The 19,545-nt window shown below is 70.1% G+C and carries 32 protein-coding genes and 1 pseudogene; 12 read left to right on the top strand and 21 right to left on the bottom strand.

Annotation, left to right across the window (positions count from 1 at the left end):
• Window positions 1-28: 28 nt before the first annotated feature.
• Complete coding sequence (locus CSC62_RS14130) at window positions 29-661, top strand: hypothetical protein (RefSeq protein ID WP_162407332.1); 633 nt, start codon at window positions 29-31, stop codon at window positions 659-661.
• Here CSC62_RS14130 and CSC62_RS14125 read toward each other — a convergent pair.
• From CSC62_RS14125 to CSC62_RS14050, 16 genes are all read right to left on the bottom strand, one after another.
• Entirely contained in the window at window positions 625-1,071 is a 447-nt protein-coding gene (locus CSC62_RS14125) for a gp16 family protein (RefSeq protein WP_162407331.1), read from the bottom strand. The genes CSC62_RS14130 and CSC62_RS14125 overlap by 37 nt on opposite strands.
• Window positions 1,071-1,385 carry a hypothetical protein gene (locus CSC62_RS14120; protein ID WP_162407330.1) on the bottom strand — a complete coding sequence of 105 codons (315 nt, stop codon included), beginning with the start codon at window positions 1,383-1,385 and terminating at the stop codon, window positions 1,071-1,073. The genes CSC62_RS14125 and CSC62_RS14120 overlap by 1 nt, the downstream gene beginning before the upstream one ends.
• The gene (locus CSC62_RS14115) at window positions 1,385-2,008 is read right to left on the bottom strand and encodes a DUF3164 family protein (RefSeq protein WP_162407329.1); all 624 of its coding nucleotides are present in this window, start codon (window positions 2,006-2,008) and stop codon (window positions 1,385-1,387) included. The genes CSC62_RS14120 and CSC62_RS14115 overlap by 1 nt, the downstream gene beginning before the upstream one ends.
• 317 nt (window positions 2,009-2,325) lie before the next feature.
• Window positions 2,326-3,144 carry a hypothetical protein gene (locus tag CSC62_RS14110; RefSeq protein WP_162407328.1) on the bottom strand — a complete coding sequence of 273 codons (819 nt, stop codon included), beginning with the start codon at window positions 3,142-3,144 and terminating at the stop codon, window positions 2,326-2,328.
• A complete protein-coding gene (locus CSC62_RS14105; RefSeq protein WP_162407327.1) occupies window positions 3,137-3,445 on the bottom strand; it encodes a hypothetical protein in 309 nt (102 codons plus the stop codon). Before CSC62_RS14105 ends, CSC62_RS14110 begins: the two co-directional genes overlap by 8 nt.
• Window positions 3,429-3,689, bottom strand: a complete 261-nt coding sequence (locus CSC62_RS14100; RefSeq protein WP_162407326.1) for a hypothetical protein — start codon at window positions 3,687-3,689, stop codon at window positions 3,429-3,431. The genes CSC62_RS14105 and CSC62_RS14100 overlap by 17 nt, the downstream gene beginning before the upstream one ends.
• Window positions 3,689-3,898, bottom strand: a complete 210-nt coding sequence (locus tag CSC62_RS14095) for a hypothetical protein (RefSeq protein WP_162407325.1) — start codon at window positions 3,896-3,898, stop codon at window positions 3,689-3,691. Before CSC62_RS14095 ends, CSC62_RS14100 begins: the two co-directional genes overlap by 1 nt.
• Window positions 3,895-4,119 (bottom strand): hypothetical protein, encoded by a 225-nt coding sequence (locus CSC62_RS14090; RefSeq protein ID WP_162407324.1) that lies wholly within the window; start codon window positions 4,117-4,119, stop codon window positions 3,895-3,897. Before CSC62_RS14090 ends, CSC62_RS14095 begins: the two co-directional genes overlap by 4 nt.
• Window positions 4,119-4,469, bottom strand: a complete 351-nt coding sequence (locus tag CSC62_RS14085; protein ID WP_162407323.1) for a helix-turn-helix domain-containing protein — start codon at window positions 4,467-4,469, stop codon at window positions 4,119-4,121. The genes CSC62_RS14090 and CSC62_RS14085 overlap by 1 nt, the downstream gene beginning before the upstream one ends.
• A complete protein-coding gene (locus CSC62_RS14080; protein ID WP_162407322.1) occupies window positions 4,466-4,783 on the bottom strand; it encodes a hypothetical protein in 318 nt (105 codons plus the stop codon). Before CSC62_RS14080 ends, CSC62_RS14085 begins: the two co-directional genes overlap by 4 nt.
• Before the next feature lie 29 nt (window positions 4,784-4,812).
• Entirely contained in the window at window positions 4,813-5,550 is a 738-nt protein-coding gene (locus CSC62_RS14075) for an AAA family ATPase (protein WP_162407321.1), read from the bottom strand.
• 2 nt (window positions 5,551-5,552) lie between these two features.
• Window positions 5,553-7,766, bottom strand: a complete 2,214-nt coding sequence (locus CSC62_RS14070; RefSeq protein WP_162407320.1) for a Mu transposase C-terminal domain-containing protein — start codon at window positions 7,764-7,766, stop codon at window positions 5,553-5,555.
• A 59-nt stretch (window positions 7,767-7,825) separates the two neighbouring features.
• On the bottom strand, window positions 7,826-8,278 hold the full coding sequence (locus CSC62_RS14065; RefSeq protein WP_162407319.1) for a hypothetical protein: 453 nt from the start codon (window positions 8,276-8,278) through the stop codon (window positions 7,826-7,828).
• Window positions 8,275-8,664, bottom strand: coding sequence for a hypothetical protein (locus CSC62_RS14060; RefSeq protein WP_162407318.1), 390 nt, complete (start codon window positions 8,662-8,664; stop codon window positions 8,275-8,277). Before CSC62_RS14060 ends, CSC62_RS14065 begins: the two co-directional genes overlap by 4 nt.
• A complete protein-coding gene (locus tag CSC62_RS14055) occupies window positions 8,661-8,816 on the bottom strand; it encodes a hypothetical protein (protein WP_162407317.1) in 156 nt (51 codons plus the stop codon). The genes CSC62_RS14060 and CSC62_RS14055 overlap by 4 nt, the downstream gene beginning before the upstream one ends.
• Window positions 8,813-9,094 carry a DNA-binding protein gene (locus tag CSC62_RS14050; protein WP_162407316.1) on the bottom strand — a complete coding sequence of 94 codons (282 nt, stop codon included), beginning with the start codon at window positions 9,092-9,094 and terminating at the stop codon, window positions 8,813-8,815. Before CSC62_RS14050 ends, CSC62_RS14055 begins: the two co-directional genes overlap by 4 nt.
• 141 nt (window positions 9,095-9,235) lie before the next feature.
• On the opposite strand from CSC62_RS14050, the gene CSC62_RS14045 reads away from it, so the two are divergent.
• The 9 genes from CSC62_RS14045 to CSC62_RS14010 all read left to right on the top strand — a co-directional run bounded on the left by CSC62_RS14045 (window position 9,236) and on the right by CSC62_RS14010 (window position 13,838).
• Window positions 9,236-9,787, top strand: coding sequence for a hypothetical protein (locus CSC62_RS14045; RefSeq protein WP_162407315.1), 552 nt, complete (start codon window positions 9,236-9,238; stop codon window positions 9,785-9,787).
• A 157-nt stretch (window positions 9,788-9,944) separates the two neighbouring features.
• Window positions 9,945-10,091 (top strand): hypothetical protein, encoded by a 147-nt coding sequence (locus CSC62_RS14040; RefSeq protein ID WP_162407314.1) that lies wholly within the window; start codon window positions 9,945-9,947, stop codon window positions 10,089-10,091.
• A 590-nt stretch (window positions 10,092-10,681) separates the two neighbouring features.
• Window positions 10,682-11,557, top strand: a complete 876-nt coding sequence (locus tag CSC62_RS14035) for an SPFH domain-containing protein (RefSeq protein ID WP_162407313.1) — start codon at window positions 10,682-10,684, stop codon at window positions 11,555-11,557.
• Window positions 11,558-11,571: 14 nt separating this feature from the next.
• Window positions 11,572-11,865, top strand: coding sequence for a hypothetical protein (locus tag CSC62_RS14030; protein WP_162407312.1), 294 nt, complete (start codon window positions 11,572-11,574; stop codon window positions 11,863-11,865).
• Between the two features lie 4 nt (window positions 11,866-11,869).
• On the top strand, window positions 11,870-12,049 hold the full coding sequence (locus CSC62_RS14025) for a type II toxin-antitoxin system antitoxin (protein WP_162407311.1): 180 nt from the start codon (window positions 11,870-11,872) through the stop codon (window positions 12,047-12,049).
• A complete protein-coding gene (locus tag CSC62_RS14020) occupies window positions 12,046-12,225 on the top strand; it encodes a DUF4177 domain-containing protein (protein WP_162407310.1) in 180 nt (59 codons plus the stop codon). The genes CSC62_RS14025 and CSC62_RS14020 overlap by 4 nt, the downstream gene beginning before the upstream one ends.
• An 11-nt stretch (window positions 12,226-12,236) precedes the next feature.
• Window positions 12,237-12,359, top strand: coding sequence for a hypothetical protein (locus CSC62_RS18200; RefSeq protein ID WP_281353322.1), 123 nt, complete (start codon window positions 12,237-12,239; stop codon window positions 12,357-12,359).
• 54 nt (window positions 12,360-12,413) lie between these two features.
• Window positions 12,414-13,007 carry a PH domain-containing protein gene (locus CSC62_RS14015; RefSeq protein ID WP_162407309.1) on the top strand — a complete coding sequence of 198 codons (594 nt, stop codon included), beginning with the start codon at window positions 12,414-12,416 and terminating at the stop codon, window positions 13,005-13,007.
• Window positions 13,008-13,016: 9 nt separating this feature from the next.
• Window positions 13,017-13,838, top strand: coding sequence for a M15 family metallopeptidase (locus CSC62_RS14010; RefSeq protein WP_162407308.1), 822 nt, complete (start codon window positions 13,017-13,019; stop codon window positions 13,836-13,838).
• A 121-nt stretch (window positions 13,839-13,959) separates the two neighbouring features.
• Here CSC62_RS14010 and CSC62_RS14005 read toward each other — a convergent pair whose 3' ends face one another.
• From CSC62_RS14005 to CSC62_RS13985, 5 genes are all read right to left on the bottom strand, one after another.
• On the bottom strand, window positions 13,960-14,634 hold the full coding sequence (locus CSC62_RS14005; protein WP_162407307.1) for a DNA-3-methyladenine glycosylase family protein: 675 nt from the start codon (window positions 14,632-14,634) through the stop codon (window positions 13,960-13,962).
• Entirely contained in the window at window positions 14,634-15,035 is a 402-nt protein-coding gene (locus CSC62_RS14000) for a DUF423 domain-containing protein (RefSeq protein WP_162407306.1), read from the bottom strand. Before CSC62_RS14000 ends, CSC62_RS14005 begins: the two co-directional genes overlap by 1 nt.
• A 125-nt stretch (window positions 15,036-15,160) precedes the next feature.
• Window positions 15,161-16,339, bottom strand: coding sequence for a polyketide cyclase (locus CSC62_RS13995; RefSeq protein WP_162407305.1), 1,179 nt, complete (start codon window positions 16,337-16,339; stop codon window positions 15,161-15,163).
• Between the two features lie 177 nt (window positions 16,340-16,516).
• Window positions 16,517-17,158 (bottom strand): response regulator, encoded by a 642-nt coding sequence (locus tag CSC62_RS13990; RefSeq protein ID WP_162407304.1) that lies wholly within the window; start codon window positions 17,156-17,158, stop codon window positions 16,517-16,519.
• Window positions 17,155-18,354, bottom strand: coding sequence for a sensor histidine kinase (locus CSC62_RS13985; protein ID WP_162407303.1), 1,200 nt, complete (start codon window positions 18,352-18,354; stop codon window positions 17,155-17,157). Before CSC62_RS13985 ends, CSC62_RS13990 begins: the two co-directional genes overlap by 4 nt.
• Before the next feature lie 209 nt (window positions 18,355-18,563).
• On the opposite strand from CSC62_RS13985, the gene CSC62_RS13980 reads away from it, so the two are divergent.
• Complete coding sequence (locus CSC62_RS13980) at window positions 18,564-19,160, top strand: GNAT family N-acetyltransferase (protein WP_162407302.1); 597 nt, start codon at window positions 18,564-18,566, stop codon at window positions 19,158-19,160.
• 1 nt (window position 19,161) lies between these two features.
• Window positions 19,162-19,494: pseudogene (gene minC / locus CSC62_RS13975) on the top strand (septum site-determining protein MinC); the annotation flags it as partial.
• Window positions 19,495-19,545: the final 51 nt, after the last annotated feature.

Below are 19,545 nucleotides of genomic sequence, written 5' to 3'. Positions count from 1 at the left end.
CGATTGATCTACACACGGGGGGATTTCGATGAATCGATTCCATCAGAAGGTGTTCGGTTGGCTTTCCGAACGCGTTGCGCTGGCGTTCTCCTTCTTGCTCGGGGTAGTAGCAGGAATCACGGTCTGCGCTCCGTTGGTGGGCTTCTCTCTCCGGCCTGAAGCCTCCGACATCATTGGCGCTGCACTGGGTGCGCTCTTGGCTATCGCCGGCGCGGTTCTGATCAGCCAACGTGAGGAGAGAAATCGTCGCAACACCATCCGCGTGCTTGCCGGACATGCTGTTGACATGGTGATTCCTCGCATCAACACCGCCTATCGAGCATTGCTCTCGCTGCAGCGCGCTTCGCTGGAAGGTAGAGCAGCCTCTATCGACATCTGTGTGGAAGACTTCTTGGCCGAGCTCCACGTTCTTAGAAGCATGGCTGCGGTGTGCCTGGACCAATTTGAAAAGCTTCGTGACGCCTATTTCTCGGCGGGCGTGGAGGCCGCGAGCGTTCACTATCACGTTGTCGATAGCCTCAGAACAATCGTTCAGAGCTCGGAATTCCTTTCCAAACTTCCCACGCTCCGACTTCACGCCCTTGAAAGACAGCCATCCGAGATCATGCGAGATATCCATGATGCTCAAGTCTCCATTGAGGACGAACTTCGGCGCCTCTGACGCTGCGAGTCGATCTGCAGCGCAGCGACCAGCTTGTGCAGCTGGTCGCTGTCCAGCCACTCGACCCGCGCCACCTTGAACATCTGCCGGGCGGTGTTGTGGGCGTAGGCCCAGGGCCGCTTGGCGTCGGCCAGAAGCGCCTCGACCTTGCCCAGCATGGGCACCTGATCCACGTTCTTCGGCTTGCCCTTCCACGTGCGCGCCGGCCTGGCCTGGGCCTCCTTGAAGCCCAGCCGCACCAGCTCGGCGATCACCGCGTTGCGCTGGGCGGTGGTCATGTCCGCCGAGGACGCCTTGCCGGTGACCCTCGTCAGCAGGGCGCGGTAGGTGTCCTCATCCAGCGCCAGCTGCTTCTTGGCCTGGTGGATGCGCGCGAGCTGCTGGCGTCGCGGGTCGCGGATGGCGGCCATCAGCCCGGCTCCCTGTCCTCGAACCGCACCAGGTACGGGGCGTCGATGTAGCGCTTCATCCGCCAGGGGAACACGTCGCCCCGGGCGTCGATGTAGGCCATGGCCCACTGCACCCGCAGCAGGTCTTCTTCCTCAGGGCCGTCCTCGGCCAGGCGGCGGGTGTCGTAGATCGGATGGCCGTCCTCTTCAGTGCCGGCACACGCGGCGTACAGCTCGATATCCGAGCGCACGGTGCGGTCAGCCAGCACCAGGGACAGGGACAGCAGGTTGAGGGCCTTGAGCAGGTCGTGTTGGCCGGTGGTCAGGGCGCCCATCACACCACCGCCAGGTCGAGGCTGATCGGCTGGTAGAGGCCGTTCGCGTCGCGCTCGTAGATGCGGACGTAGGTCTTGCTGCCGACCACGGTCAGGGCGTCGCTGATCGCGGCCATGGCCCGCTGCCAGCGGTCGTCCTCGATGCTGAGGTTGCGCAGGGTCAGCACCTGGGCGGTTTTGATGTTGCCGTCCTGGTCCACCCGGAAGGCGCTGTTGATCAGTGCCACCAGCTCGCTGCGGCTGCCCTCGGTCCACTCGTCCAGGCACTCATCGATGAGCGCCTTGGCGGCCTGCAGGCGCTCATCGAACGCCAGGCTCTCCTGGATGGCCCGGATGACCTTGTACTGGCCGTCGAAGGAGAACAGGGTCACGTTGCCCTTGTTGCCGCCCACGCGCGCCTTGTACTGCTCGGCGCTCAGCTGGACCAGGGCGGTGATGTTGTCGAAGACCTCGCGCTTGAAGGCCGCCAGCTGCTCGCGCAGACCCTTGGCCTTGCCGACTACGTCCACGACCAGGGCGTCGCGCTCCAGGTCTACGGCCCGGATCTGCTGCTCGGGGATGAGACGGCCGTTGCGGTCCTTGCGGTAGCCGGGCGGGATGGTGTCGGGTTCGGTAGTACTCATAGGTCGGATTTCTCTGGTCGGGTGTCGGTGGTGCCTGACCGGTTGCCGCCGGCTCGGCGTGAACGTCTCGCGGGTCTGAGGCCCTTGGGCCAGGCAGGCGTGAAGTCCCTTCGGGGTGCGGGGCGCTCGATGCCCTTGGCGTCGCAGTAGGCGTTTCGCCAGCGGTAGGAGTGCGAGTAGGAGGTGCCGAAGTGCGCGGCGATCTCCTCCGGCGTCGGCACGTGGCCGAGTCCTTCGGCCCATAGCGCGAACCGCACGTGCAGCTCCAGGTGCGATTCCGCGTGGTTGACCTCGGGAAGGCGACGCCGGGGCATCGCTCAGCGCCCGATCGCCAGCAGCGCCCGGTGCGCGGCGCTGTTGGCCGCCACCAGGTGCAGCAGCAGCGCGTGGGGCAGTTCGGCCCTGCAGGCGTCCTCCAGGGCGTCCTGGGTGTCGCCGGCGATCGCGGTCAGCCGGTCGCGCAGGGCGAAGCGGTCAGCCACCGGGGGCGAGGGGGCCACCTGGACCGGTGCCGGGGCCACGCGCGGGTCCGTGTCGGGCGCCGGCTCCCAAGCGCCCAGCTCATCCCCCGCACCCGCCGCCGGCGACGACGCGGCCTGCTCGGCTGCGGGGGGAGGCGCAGCAGCATCGTCCGTGGGAGCGGCGCTGTCGGCCGCCGGCGGCGCGGTGAAGGGCTTGGTGCCCGCGAGTGACCAGTGGCTTTCCTTGCCAACTCGCACGCGCACGAGCTGGTCCTGCCCTCTCTTGAGCCGGTAGTTCAGGCCATTCGCAAGCGCCTGCTGATCGACTTCAGAGACGCTCCCCATTTTCAGGATCGCCTCCTTCAGGGCTGCGGTGGAGAGCGGGTGCTGGGCACTGGCCAGCACTTCCAAGGCGCCTCTGACCACGGCCTCCATAGGCGTACAGCCACGATTGGGCGTCCAGCCCGGGCTGACCGTGTAGACGACCTGGCCGTCGATCTCCCCCCGGATGTACTCGCCGGCAGTCGCCCGTTCGACCAGGTATGCGCGAACGACGGCCTCCGTGATCTTGATTCCCTGCGCGCGCAGCGCCTCGCAGACCTGCCGGACCTGCAGAGAATCATCGGCTGCGGCCAGAATGTCGCGGATGGCATCGTTGATGTTGGCCTTAGCCACGGGCCACCCCCGCCGGTCGGGCCGGCTGGTGGTGCTCAGTGATCTCCCACTCCACCTGACAGTCGTGGAATGCCGTGGCCATCACCATCCGCGTCACGCCGTTGAAGGTCTCCCGGCGGCGCATCGCACCGCGCAGGAAGCCCCCAGCCGGCGGCGGGTCGATCTCGAACACCGGACGCGAGCCGCTCAGGCGGATGTCGCGCACGCACAAGCCGCGCTCGTCCAGCAGGTGCAAGGCGCCCATGGCGGCCTTCAACAGGCCGTTGAAGCGGGCGGAAGCGGGGTTATTCAGGCCGGGCATGGGGCGCCTCCTGGGCAGTGGCGGTGCGAAGGGCGTCCAGCAGGCGGGCGGCGGCGGAGTAGCCGATGCCACGCAGCAGGCGCGTGAGGGGCGTGCCGTACTCGGCACGGATGCCGGCCCGTTGCAGGGCCGGGGTGTGCAGTTCGGTGATGTGCGCCAGCGGCAGCCGGGCCACGCGCATGGCGTGGCGGATGCGGCGGCGCTGCATCTCGGTGGAACTCGCCTGGGTGCTGGCGGTGGCCATCAACGCACCTCCGGCGGCGTGACCGCCTGGGCGGCGGCCGAGGCGCCGGGGTAGTGCTGCTCGATCAGCTGGTCGACGTGGCGCCGCACCTGCAGCAGGAAGCGCAGGCGCTTCGCCGTGGGGTACGCAGGGTCTTCCACGACGGAGGTCACCACGGTGGCCACCGCGTTGGTGACCTGGGCGATGCTTGGCGCAGCGAGGATGCTCATGCCGCCACCCCGCTCGTCTCCGGCTCGCGCCGGGCCTGCCGGGCCAGCTGGATCAGTTCGCCCACAGTGAGGTAGTCCACGACGGCCGAGCCCTCGGCGATCAGTTGCACCAGGCGGCAGCGCGCCCGGATCGGCATGCGGTCGATCTGCGCCAGCTCGGCCGCGGCGGTGATCAGGTCCGCGGTCACCCGCGGCACCAGGGAATGGGCGTGGGAGCGCATCAGCGGACCTCCGTCTGCCGGGCCTGGTGCCGGTTGTGCTTGCACTCGGGGCAGCTGCGCGAGAGCTGCACGCGCAGGTGGTTGGTCGCAGCGAAGGCCTGGCGCTGGTATTCCAGGCACCGGTTGCGCGGCAGCTCGCCTACGACCGGGCAGTTGACGGTCACGCCCATGAAGGCGCCCTCCACCTTGGCCTGTACGGCCTTGAGGTCGCCGGCGTACTTGCCGCCCAGCACCTGGCTGATCACCGAGGTGCTGTAGCCCAGGCGCTCGGCCACCTTGCGCTGGGAGCTGTTGGGCGCCGCGCACGCGGCGCGTAGCACCTCCAGCCAATCGGATTCGGGGATGGTCATTTGATCGGGTATTCCTGGTTGGTGTTGTGATCCCAGACCACGCCGCGCGCGAGCAGCACGCCGGGACACTTGGGGCCGGTGTTCCGCACCAGGCGGAAGGTGGTTTCCTGTTGCAGGCGGCGAGGCGCGGGTATCGCGGCCAGAAACCCGGCGCGGGCCAGGCGCTGGCAGTAGTTGCGGGTGTTCCTGCGGCTCTCCACCTCGGCCACGGCCATCAGCTCGCTAGGGGTGAAGCTGCGCAGCACGCGCATCGCGTACCACAGCCGTGCCTGCACGCCCTGGTCGCCCTCCCGCTTGAGCAGGGATTGGGACAACCGCCGGCTGCGGCTCAGGGCGGGCGTCATCAGGCGACCGCCAACTTGCGGGCCGGCACCTGCGGCGCGGTGCCCATGAAGAAGTCCAGGCTCTTGGGCCAGTCGGCCGCGGAGACCTTGGACAGGCCGCGCGATCGGGCGACGTGCTCGATGCGGCCAAGCCCGACCACGATCAGCCGCACAGCGCCATGGGCGGCAGTGTGCAGCCGCTGCACCAGCTCGTCGGCAACATCCACTTCGCACAGCTCGCGTGCCAATACGCGGGCGTCGTCCAGGCTGGACTCCTGGAACTCCACCCACTGGGCGATGCGACCGGCCAGCTGCTCGCGCGTGCTGACCGCGCGGCGCAGGTGCTGCATGCCGATCAGGATCACCGGCACGCTGGCCAGGTCGTGGATGTCGCGCAGGGTCTCGACCAGGCGCGTGCTGCCGGTGATGTAGTCGGACTCGTCCACGAACAACGGCCGGTTGGTCTCGGCCAGCCGCTCGACGATCACCTCGATGGTCGCCACGATCGACTGCCGCCGGGCGATGCCCAGCTCCTTGCAGATGCTCTCCACCAGGGAGCTGGGCGTGGTAGTGGCCAGGGCGCGCACGAACACGCCGTGCTGGCGAGTGGCCAGCCAGGCCACCGCAGTGGTCTTGCCATAGCCGCTCGGGCCGTAGACCAGGCCCATACCGGGCATGCCCGGTGCGCGGTTGAGCAGCGCGTCACCCGCTTCGGACAGGCGGGCGACGTTGGAGATCGGGACGATCCTGGAACGCATGGTTATTCCCCTTGTTGAGCCCGGTGGAGACGGTCGAACGCCGCGCCATCGGGCAGCAGGGCGGCGTATGCGTCTGGAAGCTGGAAGGCGGACACGCCGAAGTCCTCGAACAGAGCCCATCGGCCCCGGAACTCGGGCGAGTTGCAGTGGTTGCGCAGGTACTGCCGGTCGAAGTCGTTGCGCTCGGCCTCCGGCTTCATCAGCAGATCCAGGGCGCGGCGGAAGCGCTGCTCGGCGGTCTCGTCCTGGGCTTGCTCGGCGCGGCGCACGTCGCGCAGCTCGGCCAGGTGGTCCAGGGTGGTCGGGGTCTGCCACGGCTCCAGGGGGCGCGCCTGCGCCGCATCCAGGGCCTCGGCAGCCTCGCTTGCCGCCTCCAGGGCCGGGGTCAGGTGGACCACGTTCGGCGCCGGCAGCGCGGCCAGGGCCCCGTGCTGGCGCGACTTGTGGTCCAGGATCTCGCGGGCGATGTCGCCCACCTGGGCCTTGCGCTTGGCCGCGCGCATCTGCGCCTTGGCTTCCTGGACGGCGGCGGCCTGCTTGGCCTTGGCCTCGATGGCGATCTCGCGGCGGGATACGCCGGCCACCTCGGGGCACTCGGCCACGCACAGGAATAGCCCGTCGGCGTAGACCACGGCCCGACCGATGTCGGCCTCGTCCATCCGCACCAGCACCTGCTGGCCGATCACCGTGGCCAGCTCCGGGGCGATGTAGTTCAGCCGCTCGATCCGCAGGCCCTTCTTGGTGACCGTGCGGGTATGCCCCTCGCCCAAGAGCAGATCCAGGGCGCGCACGTCGCCGATCCGGCGGACCACGTCGCGCAGCTGGGCGAAGCGTTCGAACGGGGTTTGCCCCTGCAGGCCGTCGTGACGCTCATGGGCGTAGTAGTCCTGGCACCAGCGGTCGCAAAACTCCTGCAGCTCGGCCGCGGTCAGCTTGATCTCCACCACCGCGTTCTTCTGGAACAGGCGGTCCGCGAACGAATCCCGGGCGCGGATGGCCTGGGCCTCGGCCACGTTGTGGCCGGTGTAGCCCGGCAGCAGCTCCAGCAGCGAGTGGCTGAAGGTGCGGAAGGCACGCTCGATGTGGGGCTTTTCCCAGGGCGAGAACGGGGCGCTGAAGCGCGGCTCGATGTTCAGGCCGGTCAGCAACCGCGCGAAGCGCTGGCTGGCGTAGTCCGAGCCGTTGTCCATCTTGATGGCCTCGGGCACGCCCCATTCCAGGATCGCGCGGCGGGTGAGCTGGCTCACGCCCTCGGCGTTGCTGGTCTTGACCACGTGCAGGCGCAGGCCGCGCCAGGCCACATCGATCACGCCGATCAGGGTGTAGCGCCCATCGACCAGCTGCAGGTCGGCCGGGGTGCTGTCCATCATCCACAGCTGGCAGGCGCGGGTGATGCCCTCCGATGCGCTGCCAAAGGCCGCCATATGGCGGTTCTTCCAGGCGTCGGGGTTGGTCGTGGCCAGGTACGCCTCGGCGTGGTCCTGCTTCCAGCGGGCCAGCCAGCGGGCGACGCTGCGCTCTGCCGGCAGCGCCCGATCGGCGAACCGCGCCTGCAGTGCCTCGCACACCAGCTTGGCGCTGATATGCGGCTTGGCCGCGATCAGGCCGATGACGAAGTCGCGCAGCGCCTCATCGGTGTCCAGCTGGCCGCTGCCGCGACGGTTGCCATAGTCGCCGGCCAGCGCGGCCGGGCCTTGGGTCTTGAGCTGCTTCTTCCACCGGCGCAGCGTGGTCGGGTGCAGGGTTACGCCGGCGAACTGGCGCACGTCCGGGTCCACTTCGATCCGGCCGGCGTTGTAGGCCGCACAGAACTCCTCCAGGGCGGCGCACTGGCCGATGCTGCGGATGGCGGCGTAGGCGGCCAGCCTGGCCAGCACGTCCAGCTTGGCGGCCATGCGCGCCTTGGCGGCACCCGCCAGGCCGGCCGCGGTGGCGGCGCCGGACTCGCGGGCACGCTGGATCACGCGGCCATCGACCGCCTCGCCGATGGTCAGGCGGCGCGCCAGGGCGGCGCCGGCCTGGTAGTGGCTGCTGGTGGAGGCGGCGTTGGCCACGCGCAGAGATTCGGCGCGGCGCAGGGCGGCCTGGGTCGTCACGGGTAGACTGGTGAGGGAGTACTCACGCCCGCCACCACGCGCTTGCCGGGGACGATGTGCCCACTGCTCGCGCGCAGCCATATCGCGCACAGCGCGCTCGGTACCCGGCAGCCCGGGCATGCCGGCTAGCTCCGCAGGGCTGTACCAGGATTCCTGGTGCGGGAGATTGCCGTCAGCCATCAGGGCACCCTCCGGCGCAGCTCTTTCAGTTGGCGGATCGCATCGGCGGCGTTGTGCCGCTCGCGCTCCAGGCGGCCGATCTCGGCATCGATCGTCGCCGCACCCAGCAGCAGCTGCCCGCCCACCACCTCGCCATGCCACTCGGCCAGCGTGGTGCTGCTGCAGACGATCTCCAGGACCGGCGCCAGCCAGAGCGGGCAGTTGAAGGCGTCGCGCGCCTCGGAGGTGTAGCCGTCCAGCATGTTCTTGGACACGTCGTGCCCGGACAGGCGGCTGGCCTGCGCGGCCACCTCCCAGCGGTCCAGGCCGGCGGCGCGTGCGTCGTCCAGCATGTCGCTGATCCGGCCGCTGACCACGGCGCGGAAGTTCATGCTGCCCGGCACCTTCGCCGCCGGACGCGGCACCGCGAACATGTCGCCGGTGAGGGCGTCGGAACGTCGCCTGCGCGTCATGCTCCGACACCCTCACCTGCGGCCGCGGACGAGGTCGCACGGGCGGAGGTCCCCAGGTGCGCAGCGCCGCGCACCTGGTCCGCAACGCGGTTGACCCGCTCCCTCGATGCCGGGGTTTTCAGGGCATGTCCGACCCCGGGGCACGCGCGGGCAAGCCCGCTCCCGGCTAATCCCCACCCGTTGGCCCGGGCCAGGCTGTAGTTGTCGCGCGCCACGGCCACGTAGGCCGCCCGGCGCCGCGCGGCGTCGACCGCCAGCCGGGCGTTGCGGGCGCACAGGTGATAGACCAGGTCGCGGTTGGCCTCGCGTGCCATCGCCACCGCCGCCGTGCAGCGCAGGATCGGGTCGGCGCCCGGCACCAGGGCGCGAGCGGTACCGGCGTTCAAGCGCCCACCACCGCCGGCGACTCCGGCAGCTCGTGCGGCAGCGGGTAAACCAGGATCGGCGCAGCGCAGTCCCGCGGCGGCGGCGGCATCCACTGGCAGCTCTCGGCCAGCAGCTGGGCGTTGTCAGCCTGGTAGAGGGAGGCGGTATTCATGCCGCGGCCCTCGCCTGCAGATTGCGCGTAGCGGCCCCGGTGGTAGCCTTCCCGGACGGGCGGCTTGCCAGCTCCTCCTCGCTGCCGGGCTTCAGGCCCAGCAGCACGGCGATCTCGTGCGCCTTCCCGTAGTGGGCCTTGGCCTGCCCGTTGAGCACCCGGTACACCTCGTTCCGGGTGAAGCCGTGTTCGGCCGCCCACTGGGTGGTCGTCTTGCCCTGCAGTCGCAGGCGCTCCTTGACCTGTTCCGGCGTGAGGACCTTGGCGGTTCGGGACATCTAGGGCGGCTCCGTGATGCAAACAAGGTGGCGGTATCTACGGAGCAGATATTACCGCCAATAGGCGGCATGTCAACGCCTTTGGGCGACCTAATTCGCCCATCAGCGGCTTCCGAGTTCACCTTGCACCGCCATTCAGCGGTGAATCTCCGCAAAATACTGATTAAAAAAGGGTTTTTTCTGATGTCGGAAGTTCCAGAAGCCGCAGGAAGCCAACTTCCTAGTTCTGAATCGGAACTCGGAAGCCGCCTTTTGGCGGTAATAGATGCTCTGGGGTCGCGCCAAAAGGCGTCAGAAATAGCTGGTCGCTCCACCGACCAGTTGCTCAAGTACGTCAAGGGAACCGCGGAGCCGCCTTTCATGGCGTTGGCCCGGCTGTGCATGGCTTCGGGCCGCAGCCTGGAATGGCTCGCCACGGGCGTTGAGCCAGCGAAGCCCTTGCAGGACAAGCCCTCAACGCCGTCTCACGCCCTGCAACTGGAGAACGTGAAGATCGCCGCGCAGCTGCTCCAGGAGGAGCTGGACGCGGCGGATGTGGCCTTGGCCCCCGCCGCTTTCGGCGAGGCGACAGCCATCCTGGTCCAGCTGCTGGAGAAGGGCCTGGCGGAGGCGGAAGTCATCCCCCTGGCCCAAGGCATGCTCAGGACGGCCACAGGGGGCGGACGTGGAGGAAAGGCGGCAGCTGGTAGGTGATTTGCGGGCGGTACTGCGCGCGGCGCTCGCGCGGGGGCCGGTCCCTGAACTCAGTTTCGAGGCCCGCACGCGCCTGGCGGCGGCCTATCCGTTCCGGCGCCGGCAGGCGATCCGAGAGATCACCCACCTGGCCGACAGGTGGGGCTGGCGCCGCGTCGTGGACCAGACGCTGGCCGAGACCGGCGCCCACGGCCTGAAAAGCCTGGACGCCGACCAGCTGGAAGCCCTGCTGGCACGCCTACGGACGTTCGAGGACGCCCTGCAGACCGCCGCCGACCCGGCCGACGCGCCCCCGGCGCGCTGATCAAACCATGTGGCAGGCGCACGCCGGCACGCTCGGCGTCGCGCAAACCATGTGTCATCCCGCCCACGGCGGGACACGCCCCTCAAATGCGCCTGAATCGCCTGTTTTTCAGGCCTTTTTGTCCCGTTTTCATTCCGCTTTTCCCGCTTTGTCCCGTCTAACAAACCATGTGGCGGGGAACACTCTTCAGGCCTTGGCTCCACTTTCCCATACCCGTCGTCCCGGCGAATGCCGGGACCCAGTGTCTTTGCTCCCCTTGCAGGAGCAATGCGAACCGGGGAGGCAAGGCACTGGGTCCCGGCATTCGCCGGGACGACGGTTCGATAGAGGTCCTGAACTTCCAGCGCGCAGAAGACGCGGCGAACCGGTTGTGTTGGGGCAGCGGACATGGATGTCCGCGGTAGCGAGTGCGCACACGGATGTGCGCCCGAGCGGCCACAACACGGCCGGTTCGCCGCGGCTCAGTCCGAACCCGGCCAGACCTGACGCCTTTGTCTGCCTCTGCTTGACCCTGTGCCCCCTGCCGACAGCCCTTCTTGACGACTGATATCAATTTGATATCTTTTCACCGTCAACCGGAGAACGACGCCATGAAAGAACGTGCCCTCGCATCCCTGCCCGGCATCCCCGTCCTGCTCGGCGTCATCGCCGCGGCCGCGGTCGCCGCCTGGCTGTTCTTCGCCGGCGTGCGGGCCGCGCCCATGGGCGGAGGCGCCCTGCCGCTGATCTCCGCGGCGGTGCTGGTCGCGCTGGCGGTGTTCACCGTCACCGGCCTGTACTCGATCCAGCCCAACCAGGCCGCGGTGCTGAGCCTGTTCGGCAAGTACGTCGGCACGGTCAGGGAGGCCGGCCTGCGCTGGAACAACCCCTTCTACTCCAAGCGCAAGATCAGCCAGCGCGTGCGCAACTTCGAGAGCGGCAAGCTCAAGGTCAACGACCTGGACGGCAGCCCGATCGAGATCGCCGCGGTGATCGTCTGGCAGGTGGTGGATGCGTCGGAGGCCGTGTTCAACGTCGACGACTACGAGAGCTTCGTCCACATCCAGTCCGAAGCGGCGCTGCGGGCGATGGCCTCCAGCTACCCCTACGACCAGCACGACGACGGCCAGACCGCCCTGCGCGGCCATCCGCAGGAGATCTCCGAGCACCTGCAGGCGCAGATCGCCGAACGCCTGGGCACCGCCGGCGTGGAAGTGATCGAGGCCCGCATCAGCCACCTGGCCTACGCCCCCGAGATCGCCCAGGCGATGCTGCAGAGGCAGCAGGCCAATGCGGTGATCGCCGCGCGCACCCGGATCGTCGCCGGCGCCGTGGGCATGGTCGAGATGGCCCTGGCCGAGCTGCAGAAGAACGACGTCGTCCAGCTGGACGAGGAGCGCAAGGCGCAGATGGTCAGCAACCTGCTGGTGGTGCTGTGCGGCGACCGCGGCACCCAGCCGATCGTCAACGCCGGCTCGCTGTACTGAGGCGGGGGCGCGCGATGGAAGCCCTGGTCCCGCTGATGGTCGCCCTGTCCGGACTGCCCGCCCTGGGCATCGCCGGCTGGTACGCCCGCGGCCAGCCGGGCCCGCAGGCACGCGGCCTGGCCCTGCGCTGGGCTGCGCTGGCCCTGGCCCTGTTCCTCGGCGCGGCCGGCCTGTACTGGGCCGGGGGCGAACAGGCGCGCACGGTCGCGGTGGTGGTGGCGATGCTGGTCGCGGTCAACGCCCTGATCGTGTCGATGGTCCTGCAGCTGCGCCGCGGCGGCGGCGGCGGCGGCGGCGGGGAGTCGTAGCGCGATGGCGGAGAAGAAGGCCTACCCGCTGCGCATCAATGCCGAGGTCCTGGCCGCGGCGCAGCGCTGGGCCGACGACGAGCTGCGCAGCCTCAACGCCCAGATCGAATACGTGCTGCGCGACGCCCTGCGCAAGGCCGGCCGGCTGCCCAAGCCCGGCGAGGACACGGAGGCGACCGGATGAACACGCGCTGGAAGTACCAGGTGGTGGAGGTCAAGCCGACCCTGATGGGCGGCTTCAAGCAGGAGCAGGTGCAGGCCGAGCTCGACCGCCAGGGCGGCCTGGGCTGGGAACTGGTGCAGATCGTCGCGCCGGTGCCGATGGCGCCGATGCTGTTGGTGTTCAAGCGGCCCAGCTGAGGAGAAGCGCCATGCTGCACGTCGTCCATCTGATCGAACGCCGGTGGGGTGCGCGTGCGCTGCGCACCATCGCGGCCCTGGCGACACTGTCGGCACTGGCGCTCGCCGCCGGGCTGGCCGTGGCGCTGCGCTGAGGCGGGCCGCGGCATGTCCGCCCTGCCTCCTTCCGCGTCCCCTGGAACCCTGCCGTGACGTCCACCGCCGATCCGCGCCTGCAGCTCGCGCCGCCCGGCCCACGGGCCGACACATGGCTGTTCCTGCTCGCCTTCGTGCTGCCGCTCGCCATCGGCGCGGTCGCGGTCGCCGTGCCCCTGGCGCGCGGCAGGACGCTGCCGCTGATCGACGGCAGCCCGGTGCTGACCGCCGCCGCAGCCGTCGCCGGCGCGCTGCTGGCGTGCGCCGTGCTGTGGCGGGTGATGGCGCGGTTCATGCGCCGGCAGTCGCTGCGGCTGTCGCCGGACCTGCTCGAGGTGCGTTCCAGCTTCTACCGCTGCAGCACGCCGCTCTCGGCGCTGAAGCTCGAGCAGGCGCGGGTGGTCGACCTGGACGATCGCACCGAGCTCAGGCCGACGCTGAAGACCAACGGCTTCTCGATCCCCGGCTTCCACAGCGGCTGGTTCCTGCTGCGCAACCGCCGCCGCACCTTCGTCGCCGTGGTCGACGGGCGGCGCAAGCTGTGGCTGCCCGGCGCGGGCCGGCACGACCTGCTGCTGGAACCTGCAGACCCGGCCGCCCTGCTGGCGCGGCTGCGCGAACTGGCCGCGCCCGGCGGCCGTGGCTAAGCTGCACCGATGCGCCCGCCACCGGCTCCCCTGCACGCTCGCCTGCTGAACACCGCCGAGATCGAACTGTGGCCCGCGACCCTGCTGCGTGCGCGCGGCAATGCCGATGCCCGCGCCCTGGCGCGTTCCCAGACGGTGCTGCGCCGCAAGCGCGACGGCCGCTACCTCGCCGCCGTCCTGGCCGACGGCCTGCTGCCGCTGGTGCCGCGACTGGCGCGCGAACCGGGGCTGGACGCGGCGCTGGACGCGCTCGATACCGGCATCGCGGCGCGCGTCCGCGGCAATCCGGCGGTCGCCGCCGCGCTGCCGCTGCACCGCCTGCACGAACGCCTGCTGGCTTTGGGCGTGGACGCGGACGATTACGCCGCACGCACCGGCCTGGCCCTGGTGGCCGAACCGGAATGGCTGGCCTACGCCGGCCGCGACCGCTTCGCCCGCCCCCTATGGCTGACCGCCGGCGCTGCCCGCGCCTGGCGCGCCATGCGCCACGCCGCCGCCGCCGATGGCGTCGCCCTGGACGCGATCTCCGGCTACCGCAGCCACGACTACCAGCTCGGCATCTTCGAACGGAAGCGGGCGCGCGGACAGGCGCTGGAACAGATCCTCACCGTCAACGCCGCGCCCGGCTACAGCGAGCACCATGGCGGCGACGCCCTCGACATCGGCACCCCGGGCGAGCCGCCGGCGGAGGAGTCGTTCGAGGCCACCCCGGCCTTCGCCTGGCTGCAGGCGCACGCCGGCGACCACGGCTTCGCCCTAAGCTACCCGCGCGGCAACCGCCACGGCATCGTCTACGAACCTTGGCACTGGCGCTTCGGCAGCAGCTTCTGACCCCTCAGACTCAGCTAAAGGCAACAGCGACCAAACAAGGCGCTGGGTCCCCGCCTGCGCGGGGACGACGGTGGAAGGAGGCACGGACCCCGAAGTGCACGCATCCGCCCCCTTCGCGGGATCACTCCTGCGAGCGCGGCGTGGCCGCTTTGGCCTCGCTGGCCAGGTCGGCGATCTTCCACAGGTAGAGGCTGGCGTAGGTCCGGTACGGGCCCCACTTCTCGCCGCGCGCGGCCAGTTCCTTCGGGCTGGGCATGGCCTCCAGCCGGTCCACCTTCTGCGCGCCCTTGCGGATGCCCAGGTCGTCCACCGGCAGCACGTCGGGCCGGCCGAGGCGGAACATCAGCATCATCTCCACCGTCCAGCGGCCGATCCCGCGCACCGGCACCAGCGCGGCGACGATCTCGTCCTGGTGCATCAGCGCCATCCGCCGCAGGTCCGGGATCTGCCCGCCGGCCTCGCGCGCGGCCAGGTCGCGCAGGGCCAGGGCCTTGTTGCCGGACACCCCGCAGGCGCGCAGGGCCGTATCGTCGATCCGACCCAGGGTGTCGTGGTGCAGGCGGGTGCTGCCGATCGCCGCCTCGACCCGGCCGACGATGGTCGCCGCGGCCTTGCCCGACAGCTGCTGGAACAGGATCGCCCGGGCCAGCGCATCGACCGGATCGAACGGCTTGCGCCAGCGCGGCTCGGCCGGCAGCGGGCCGAGCCGCTTCATCCAGGCGCCGAGGCGGCGGTCGCGCCGGGTCAGGTGGTCCCAGGCCGCCTCGACGTCGAAACCGCGGGCATGGCGCGGCATCAGCGCCTCCCGCCGCGGCCACGCCAGGCGGCAGCCGCCCACAGCAGCCAGCCCAGCATCATCAGGCTGCCGCCGGTCGGGGCCAGCCGGGTCGGCCAGCCGGCCAGCGCACCGCCGGCCAGACTGCCGCAGAACAGGAGCACGCCCAGCAGCAGGACCGCCAGCGCCACGCGCGCCAGCCGGCCGGCGGCCCAGGGTCCGAGTGTGGCCAGGGCCACGCCGTGGCCGAAGGCGTAGAGGCAGGCGGTCTGCAAATTAGAACGCGCGTGGGCGTCGTCGATGCCGTGGGCGGCATACGCCGACAGGCCGATCGCCAGTGCGGCCAGCACGCCGCCGGCCACGCCCGGCCAGGCCGGCGTCCCGCCCTGCCCCGCGTCCACGCCCTGCAGGTCCCGCGCCATCGCCTCTCTCCCCGCTTCCCGGCCGTGCGCCGGGGTGGCCGGCAGCCTAAACGAAAAGCGCCGCTTGCGCGGCGCTCTCGCTGGATCTTCACCGGCCGTCAGCAGCCGGGCCGGGACTGGCAGGCTTACTTGATCTGCCAGTAGACGTCGTACTCGCCTTCGGCGGTGAACGCCTTGTCCACGCCGCCCTTCCAGATCTCGAACGGACGGTCGGTGACCTCGTAGCCGTTGGTCAGCGCCCAGGCGCGGACCGAGCTGCGGACCGCGTCCAGCTCGGCCATGTAGCCGGTGTACTGGCCGAAGGCGGCGCGGTGCGGCGCGGTGCGCACGTACTGGACCGGGGCGCCGGCCGGGATGGTGACCTTCAGCTCCTCGCCGCTGGCGGCGGCCAGGACGGCCGGGGCCTTCGCGGCCTCGGCGGCAGCGGCCGCGGCGGCATCGGCGTTCTCGCCTTCCGCGGCCGGGGCCGGGGCGGCGGCGGCCGGGGCCGAGCCCTTGCGGCGGACCGGCACGGCCACGTCGAACGCGTACTTCTCCTGGCCGAAGTCGGTGGTGATGATGCGCACCGGGCCGGCGGCCTCCAGGTTGCTGGCCTCGAGCGTGCGCTTGATCCACTCCTGGTTGTTCTTGATCGACTGCTTGATCGCCTCGTTGTTGCGCTCGATGTTGCCGGCGTTGACCACCAGCAGGTCCTCGGCCGGCAGCTCGGCGATCTTCAGCCCACGCAGCGGCACGCCGTCGGCGCGGTAGTCGAAGTTCGGCACGGTCGCCAGCATGTTGGTCAGGCGGCTCAGGCCCAGCTTGACGTCGTCGCCGACGTGGCGGCTGACGTACAGGCCGGCGTAGCGGCCCAGGAGGTTCCAGCCGTAGTCGACGTCGTAGGTCTGGGTGATCTTGACGTTGCGGTTGTTCTTGCCGGTCGGCTCGAGCAGGAACTGCACGATCTTGTCGTCGCCGCGGCGCTCGTCCTCGACCTGGATCACGACCTTCTCGTTGGGAACGCTCTCGGTGATCTGCCAGCTGCCCTTGCCGATGTGCGACTCCTGGGAGACGTAATCGAGGCGGGCGCCCACGCCGGACTCGGCGCCGGACACGTTCAGCTGGATCTTGGGATCGCGCAGCACCAGCGGGTTCCAGTCCTTGAACCGGCGCAGATTGTTCACCGTGTCGTACACGATGGTCATCTTGCGGTTGGTCTCGACGCTCTCGGAGATGTGGCGGTGGGAAGGCAGGACAACGCCGATCACCAGGGCCAGCACGGCCACGATCCCCAGGGCGATCAGGAACTCGATAAGACGGGTCATTCAGCAGTCTCCGGCGCCGATTCCACGGCTGGTTGGCAAGGCGAGCCGGGAATCCTATCAGGCTTCTGCGCCCACGCGCAGCCGTCGGTACCGCCTCGACCCGGAACAAACGGAATTCTTACATGCCATGCGGGGGCGTCCGGGACCGATGTCCCGAGGACAAGGGGGGCGCCCGCCTCAGACCAGCTGCAGCTCGAAGGCCTTGAGTACCGCCCGGGTGCGGTCGCGCACGCCCAGCTTGCTGAGGATGTTGGACACGTGGTTCTTGATCGTGCCCTCGGCCACGCCCAGCGAGTTGGCGATCTCCTTGTTGGAAAAGCCCGACGCCATCAGCCGCAGGATCTCGGTCTCGCGGTCGGTCAGCGGGTCCGGGCGGTCCAGGCTGACGAAGTCGTTGCGCATGTGCTCCAGGCCCGAGAGCAGGCGCTGGGTCACCGCCGGCTGGACCAGCGAGCCGCCCTCGGCCACGGTCCGGATCGCCCCGACCAGCTGCTCCAGCGACACGTCCTTGAGCAGGTAGCCCTTGGCCCCGGCCTTGAGCCCGGCCAGCACCAGCTGGTCGTCGTCGAAGGTGGTCAGGATGATGGTCGGCGGCAGCTGTTCCTGGCGCGAGAGGGTCTGCAGGGCCTCCAGCCCGGACATCACCGGCATGCGCATGTCCATCAGGACCACGTCCGGGCGGACCTGGGGGATGGTGTCCACGGCCTGGCGGCCGTCGCCGGCCTCGGCCACCACCTCGATCCCGCCGTCCAGCGCCAGCAGGGACTTGATGCCCTGGCGCACCAGGGTCTGGTCGTCGACCAGGCAGACTCGGATCATGGCAACGCTCCTTCGATGGCCGTCCTGGCCGGTGCGGAAAGGGGAACGGACAGGCGCAGCTGGAAACCGGCGCCGCGCCGGGTCTGGATGTCGAGGGTACCGCCGCAGTGCTGCAGGCGTTCGCGCATGCCGCGCAGGCCGTTGCCGGGCACCAGGCCGTCGGCGCCCTGGCCGTCGTCGCGGGCCTCCAGCCTGATCGCGCCGTCTTCGCGCCAGACCCGGATCGCCAGGCGGCGGGCGCCGGCGTGGCGCACGGCGTTGGTGATGATCTCCTGGGTGCAGCGCAGGACCACGTGGGCGCGCTCGGGATCGTCCACCGCCAGCGGCGATTCGATCTGCAGGTCGATGTCCAGCGCCGGCACGTGGTCGGCGAGCGGGCGCAGGGCCGTGGCCAGGTCGATCCCGCCGCTGGCGTCGCGCAGCTGGCTGACCGCCTCGCGCACGTCGGTCAACAGCAGCTTGGCCAGGGTGTGGGCCTGGCGCACGTGTTCCTGGGCGCGGCCCTCGGTCATGTGGCTGGCCACTTCCAGGTTCAGGCTCAGCGCGGTCAGGTGGTGGCCGAGCAGGTCGTGCAGCTCGCGCGAGATCCGGGTGCGCTCGTTGACCCGGGCGCTCTCGGCCAGGAGGGCGCGGGTGGCGCGCAGTTCGGCGTTGAGCCGGCGCTGCTCGTCGCGGGCCTGGGCCTGCTGGCGGGCGACGTAGGCGGTGGTCAGGACGAAGGCCGAGAAGCCCACGTAGAACAGCGACTGCAGCAGCGACTCCCAGAAGTTGAAGTCGTCGCGGGCCATGAACGAGGGCACCAGGGCGATGTGCGCCACCACCAGCCACAGCACCGCGATCCGGATCCCGGCCAGCCACGGCAGGACTCCGGCCATGATCATCAGCAGCACCGCGCCCAGGCCGGTCTGGGTGTAGAAGCCCACCCCGATCGCGGCGGCGTTCATCGCCAGCAGCAGGAGCACGTTCCAGGCCGCGGCCCGGCGCCCGCCGCGGCCGAGCGAAGCGGTCGCCAGCCAGTAGCAGGCGCCGAAGCTGAAGTACGCCAGCGCCGTCATCGGCACGCTGATGCCGTCGCCGTCCAGCCCGCGCGAAGGCGGCAGGAACCAGATGTTCAGGATGATCGGCAGCCCCACCAGGGCCCAGGTGTAGATGCCCGCGTAGCGCAGCAGATTGGTGTGGCTCAGCCTTCCCAGCATGGGGCTACGGTCTCGTGTCGGCGCGGCCGGCACATGTGCAGGAAGCCATGCGTTCGCGGCCGGCCGATCTTAACCTCCCGGCAACGAATGGCCCGCAGGCCCGCGCCGTGGGCGCCCGGATCGCTCGCCGGCCCCAGCCCCCCATGCAATAATCCGGGCCGGCCGCGCGACCGCGGTCGCTCCACCTCCCCTGAACCGGTTTTCCCCCAATGTCCATCGTCATCCGCGACGTGCGCGAACACGAGCTGGATTCGGTCCTGGCGCTCAACAACAACGCCGGATCGGCGATCCTGCCGCTGGACACGGCCAAGCTGCACGGCTTCTACGAGAACGCCGAGTACTTCCGCGTGGCCGAGCGCGACGGCAACCTGGCCGGCTTCCTGGTCGGCTTCGGCAGCGGCAGCGGCCACGACAGCAGCAACTTCGCCTGGTTCAAGGCGCGCTACCCCGATTTCTTCTACATCGACCGGATCGTGGTCGCCAGCCGCCGCCGCGGCGGCGGCGTGGGCCGGGCGTTCTACGCCGACGTGCAGAGCTACGCCGAGCTGCGCTACCCGCAGCTGTGCTGCGAGGTGTTCCTCGACCACGGCGCCGACCCGGCCCTGCTGTTCCACGGCAGCTTCGGCTTCCACGAGGTCGGGCAGAACCTGATGACCGACGTGGACGTGCGCGCCAGCATGATGGCCAAGGAGCTGTGCAGCTACCCGTGGGTGCGCGAGACCTACGGCGACGCCCTGCCCGACCTGCCCTGGGTCGGCCGCCCCCGCCAGCAGCAGGCCGGCGCCGCCCGCGCCACGGGTACCTGACGTGGCCGTGGCGGCAACCGATTACGAACAGGCGGGCGAACTGAAGATCGGCCAGGTCGGCATCGCCAACCTGCGCATCCGCAGCCTCGACGTGGACCAGCTGGTGCGGGAGATGCGCGAGCGAGTCGAGCGCGCGCCCAAGCTGTTCGGCCGCGCGGCGGTGATCGTCGATTTCGGCGGGCTGTCGCAGACCCCGGACGCGGCCACCGCCGGCGCCCTGATCGACGGCCTGCGCGAGGCCGGCGTGCTGCCGGTGGCGCTGGCCTACGGCACCCGCGACAACGACGCCCTGGCCGAGGCCCTGGGCCTGCCGGTGCTAGCCAAGTTCCGCGCCTGTCTCTTATTCTATACCCCTCTGACGCCGCCGACCTAGGGGGGTGTGGAG

This window comes from Pseudoxanthomonas jiangsuensis (genome assembly GCF_010093185.1).
Lineage (GTDB): Bacteria > Pseudomonadota > Gammaproteobacteria > Xanthomonadales > Xanthomonadaceae > Pseudoxanthomonas > Pseudoxanthomonas jiangsuensis.
The sequence above is the reverse complement of the archived record's forward strand: the minus strand, read 5'-3'. Positions and strand labels throughout refer to the sequence as shown.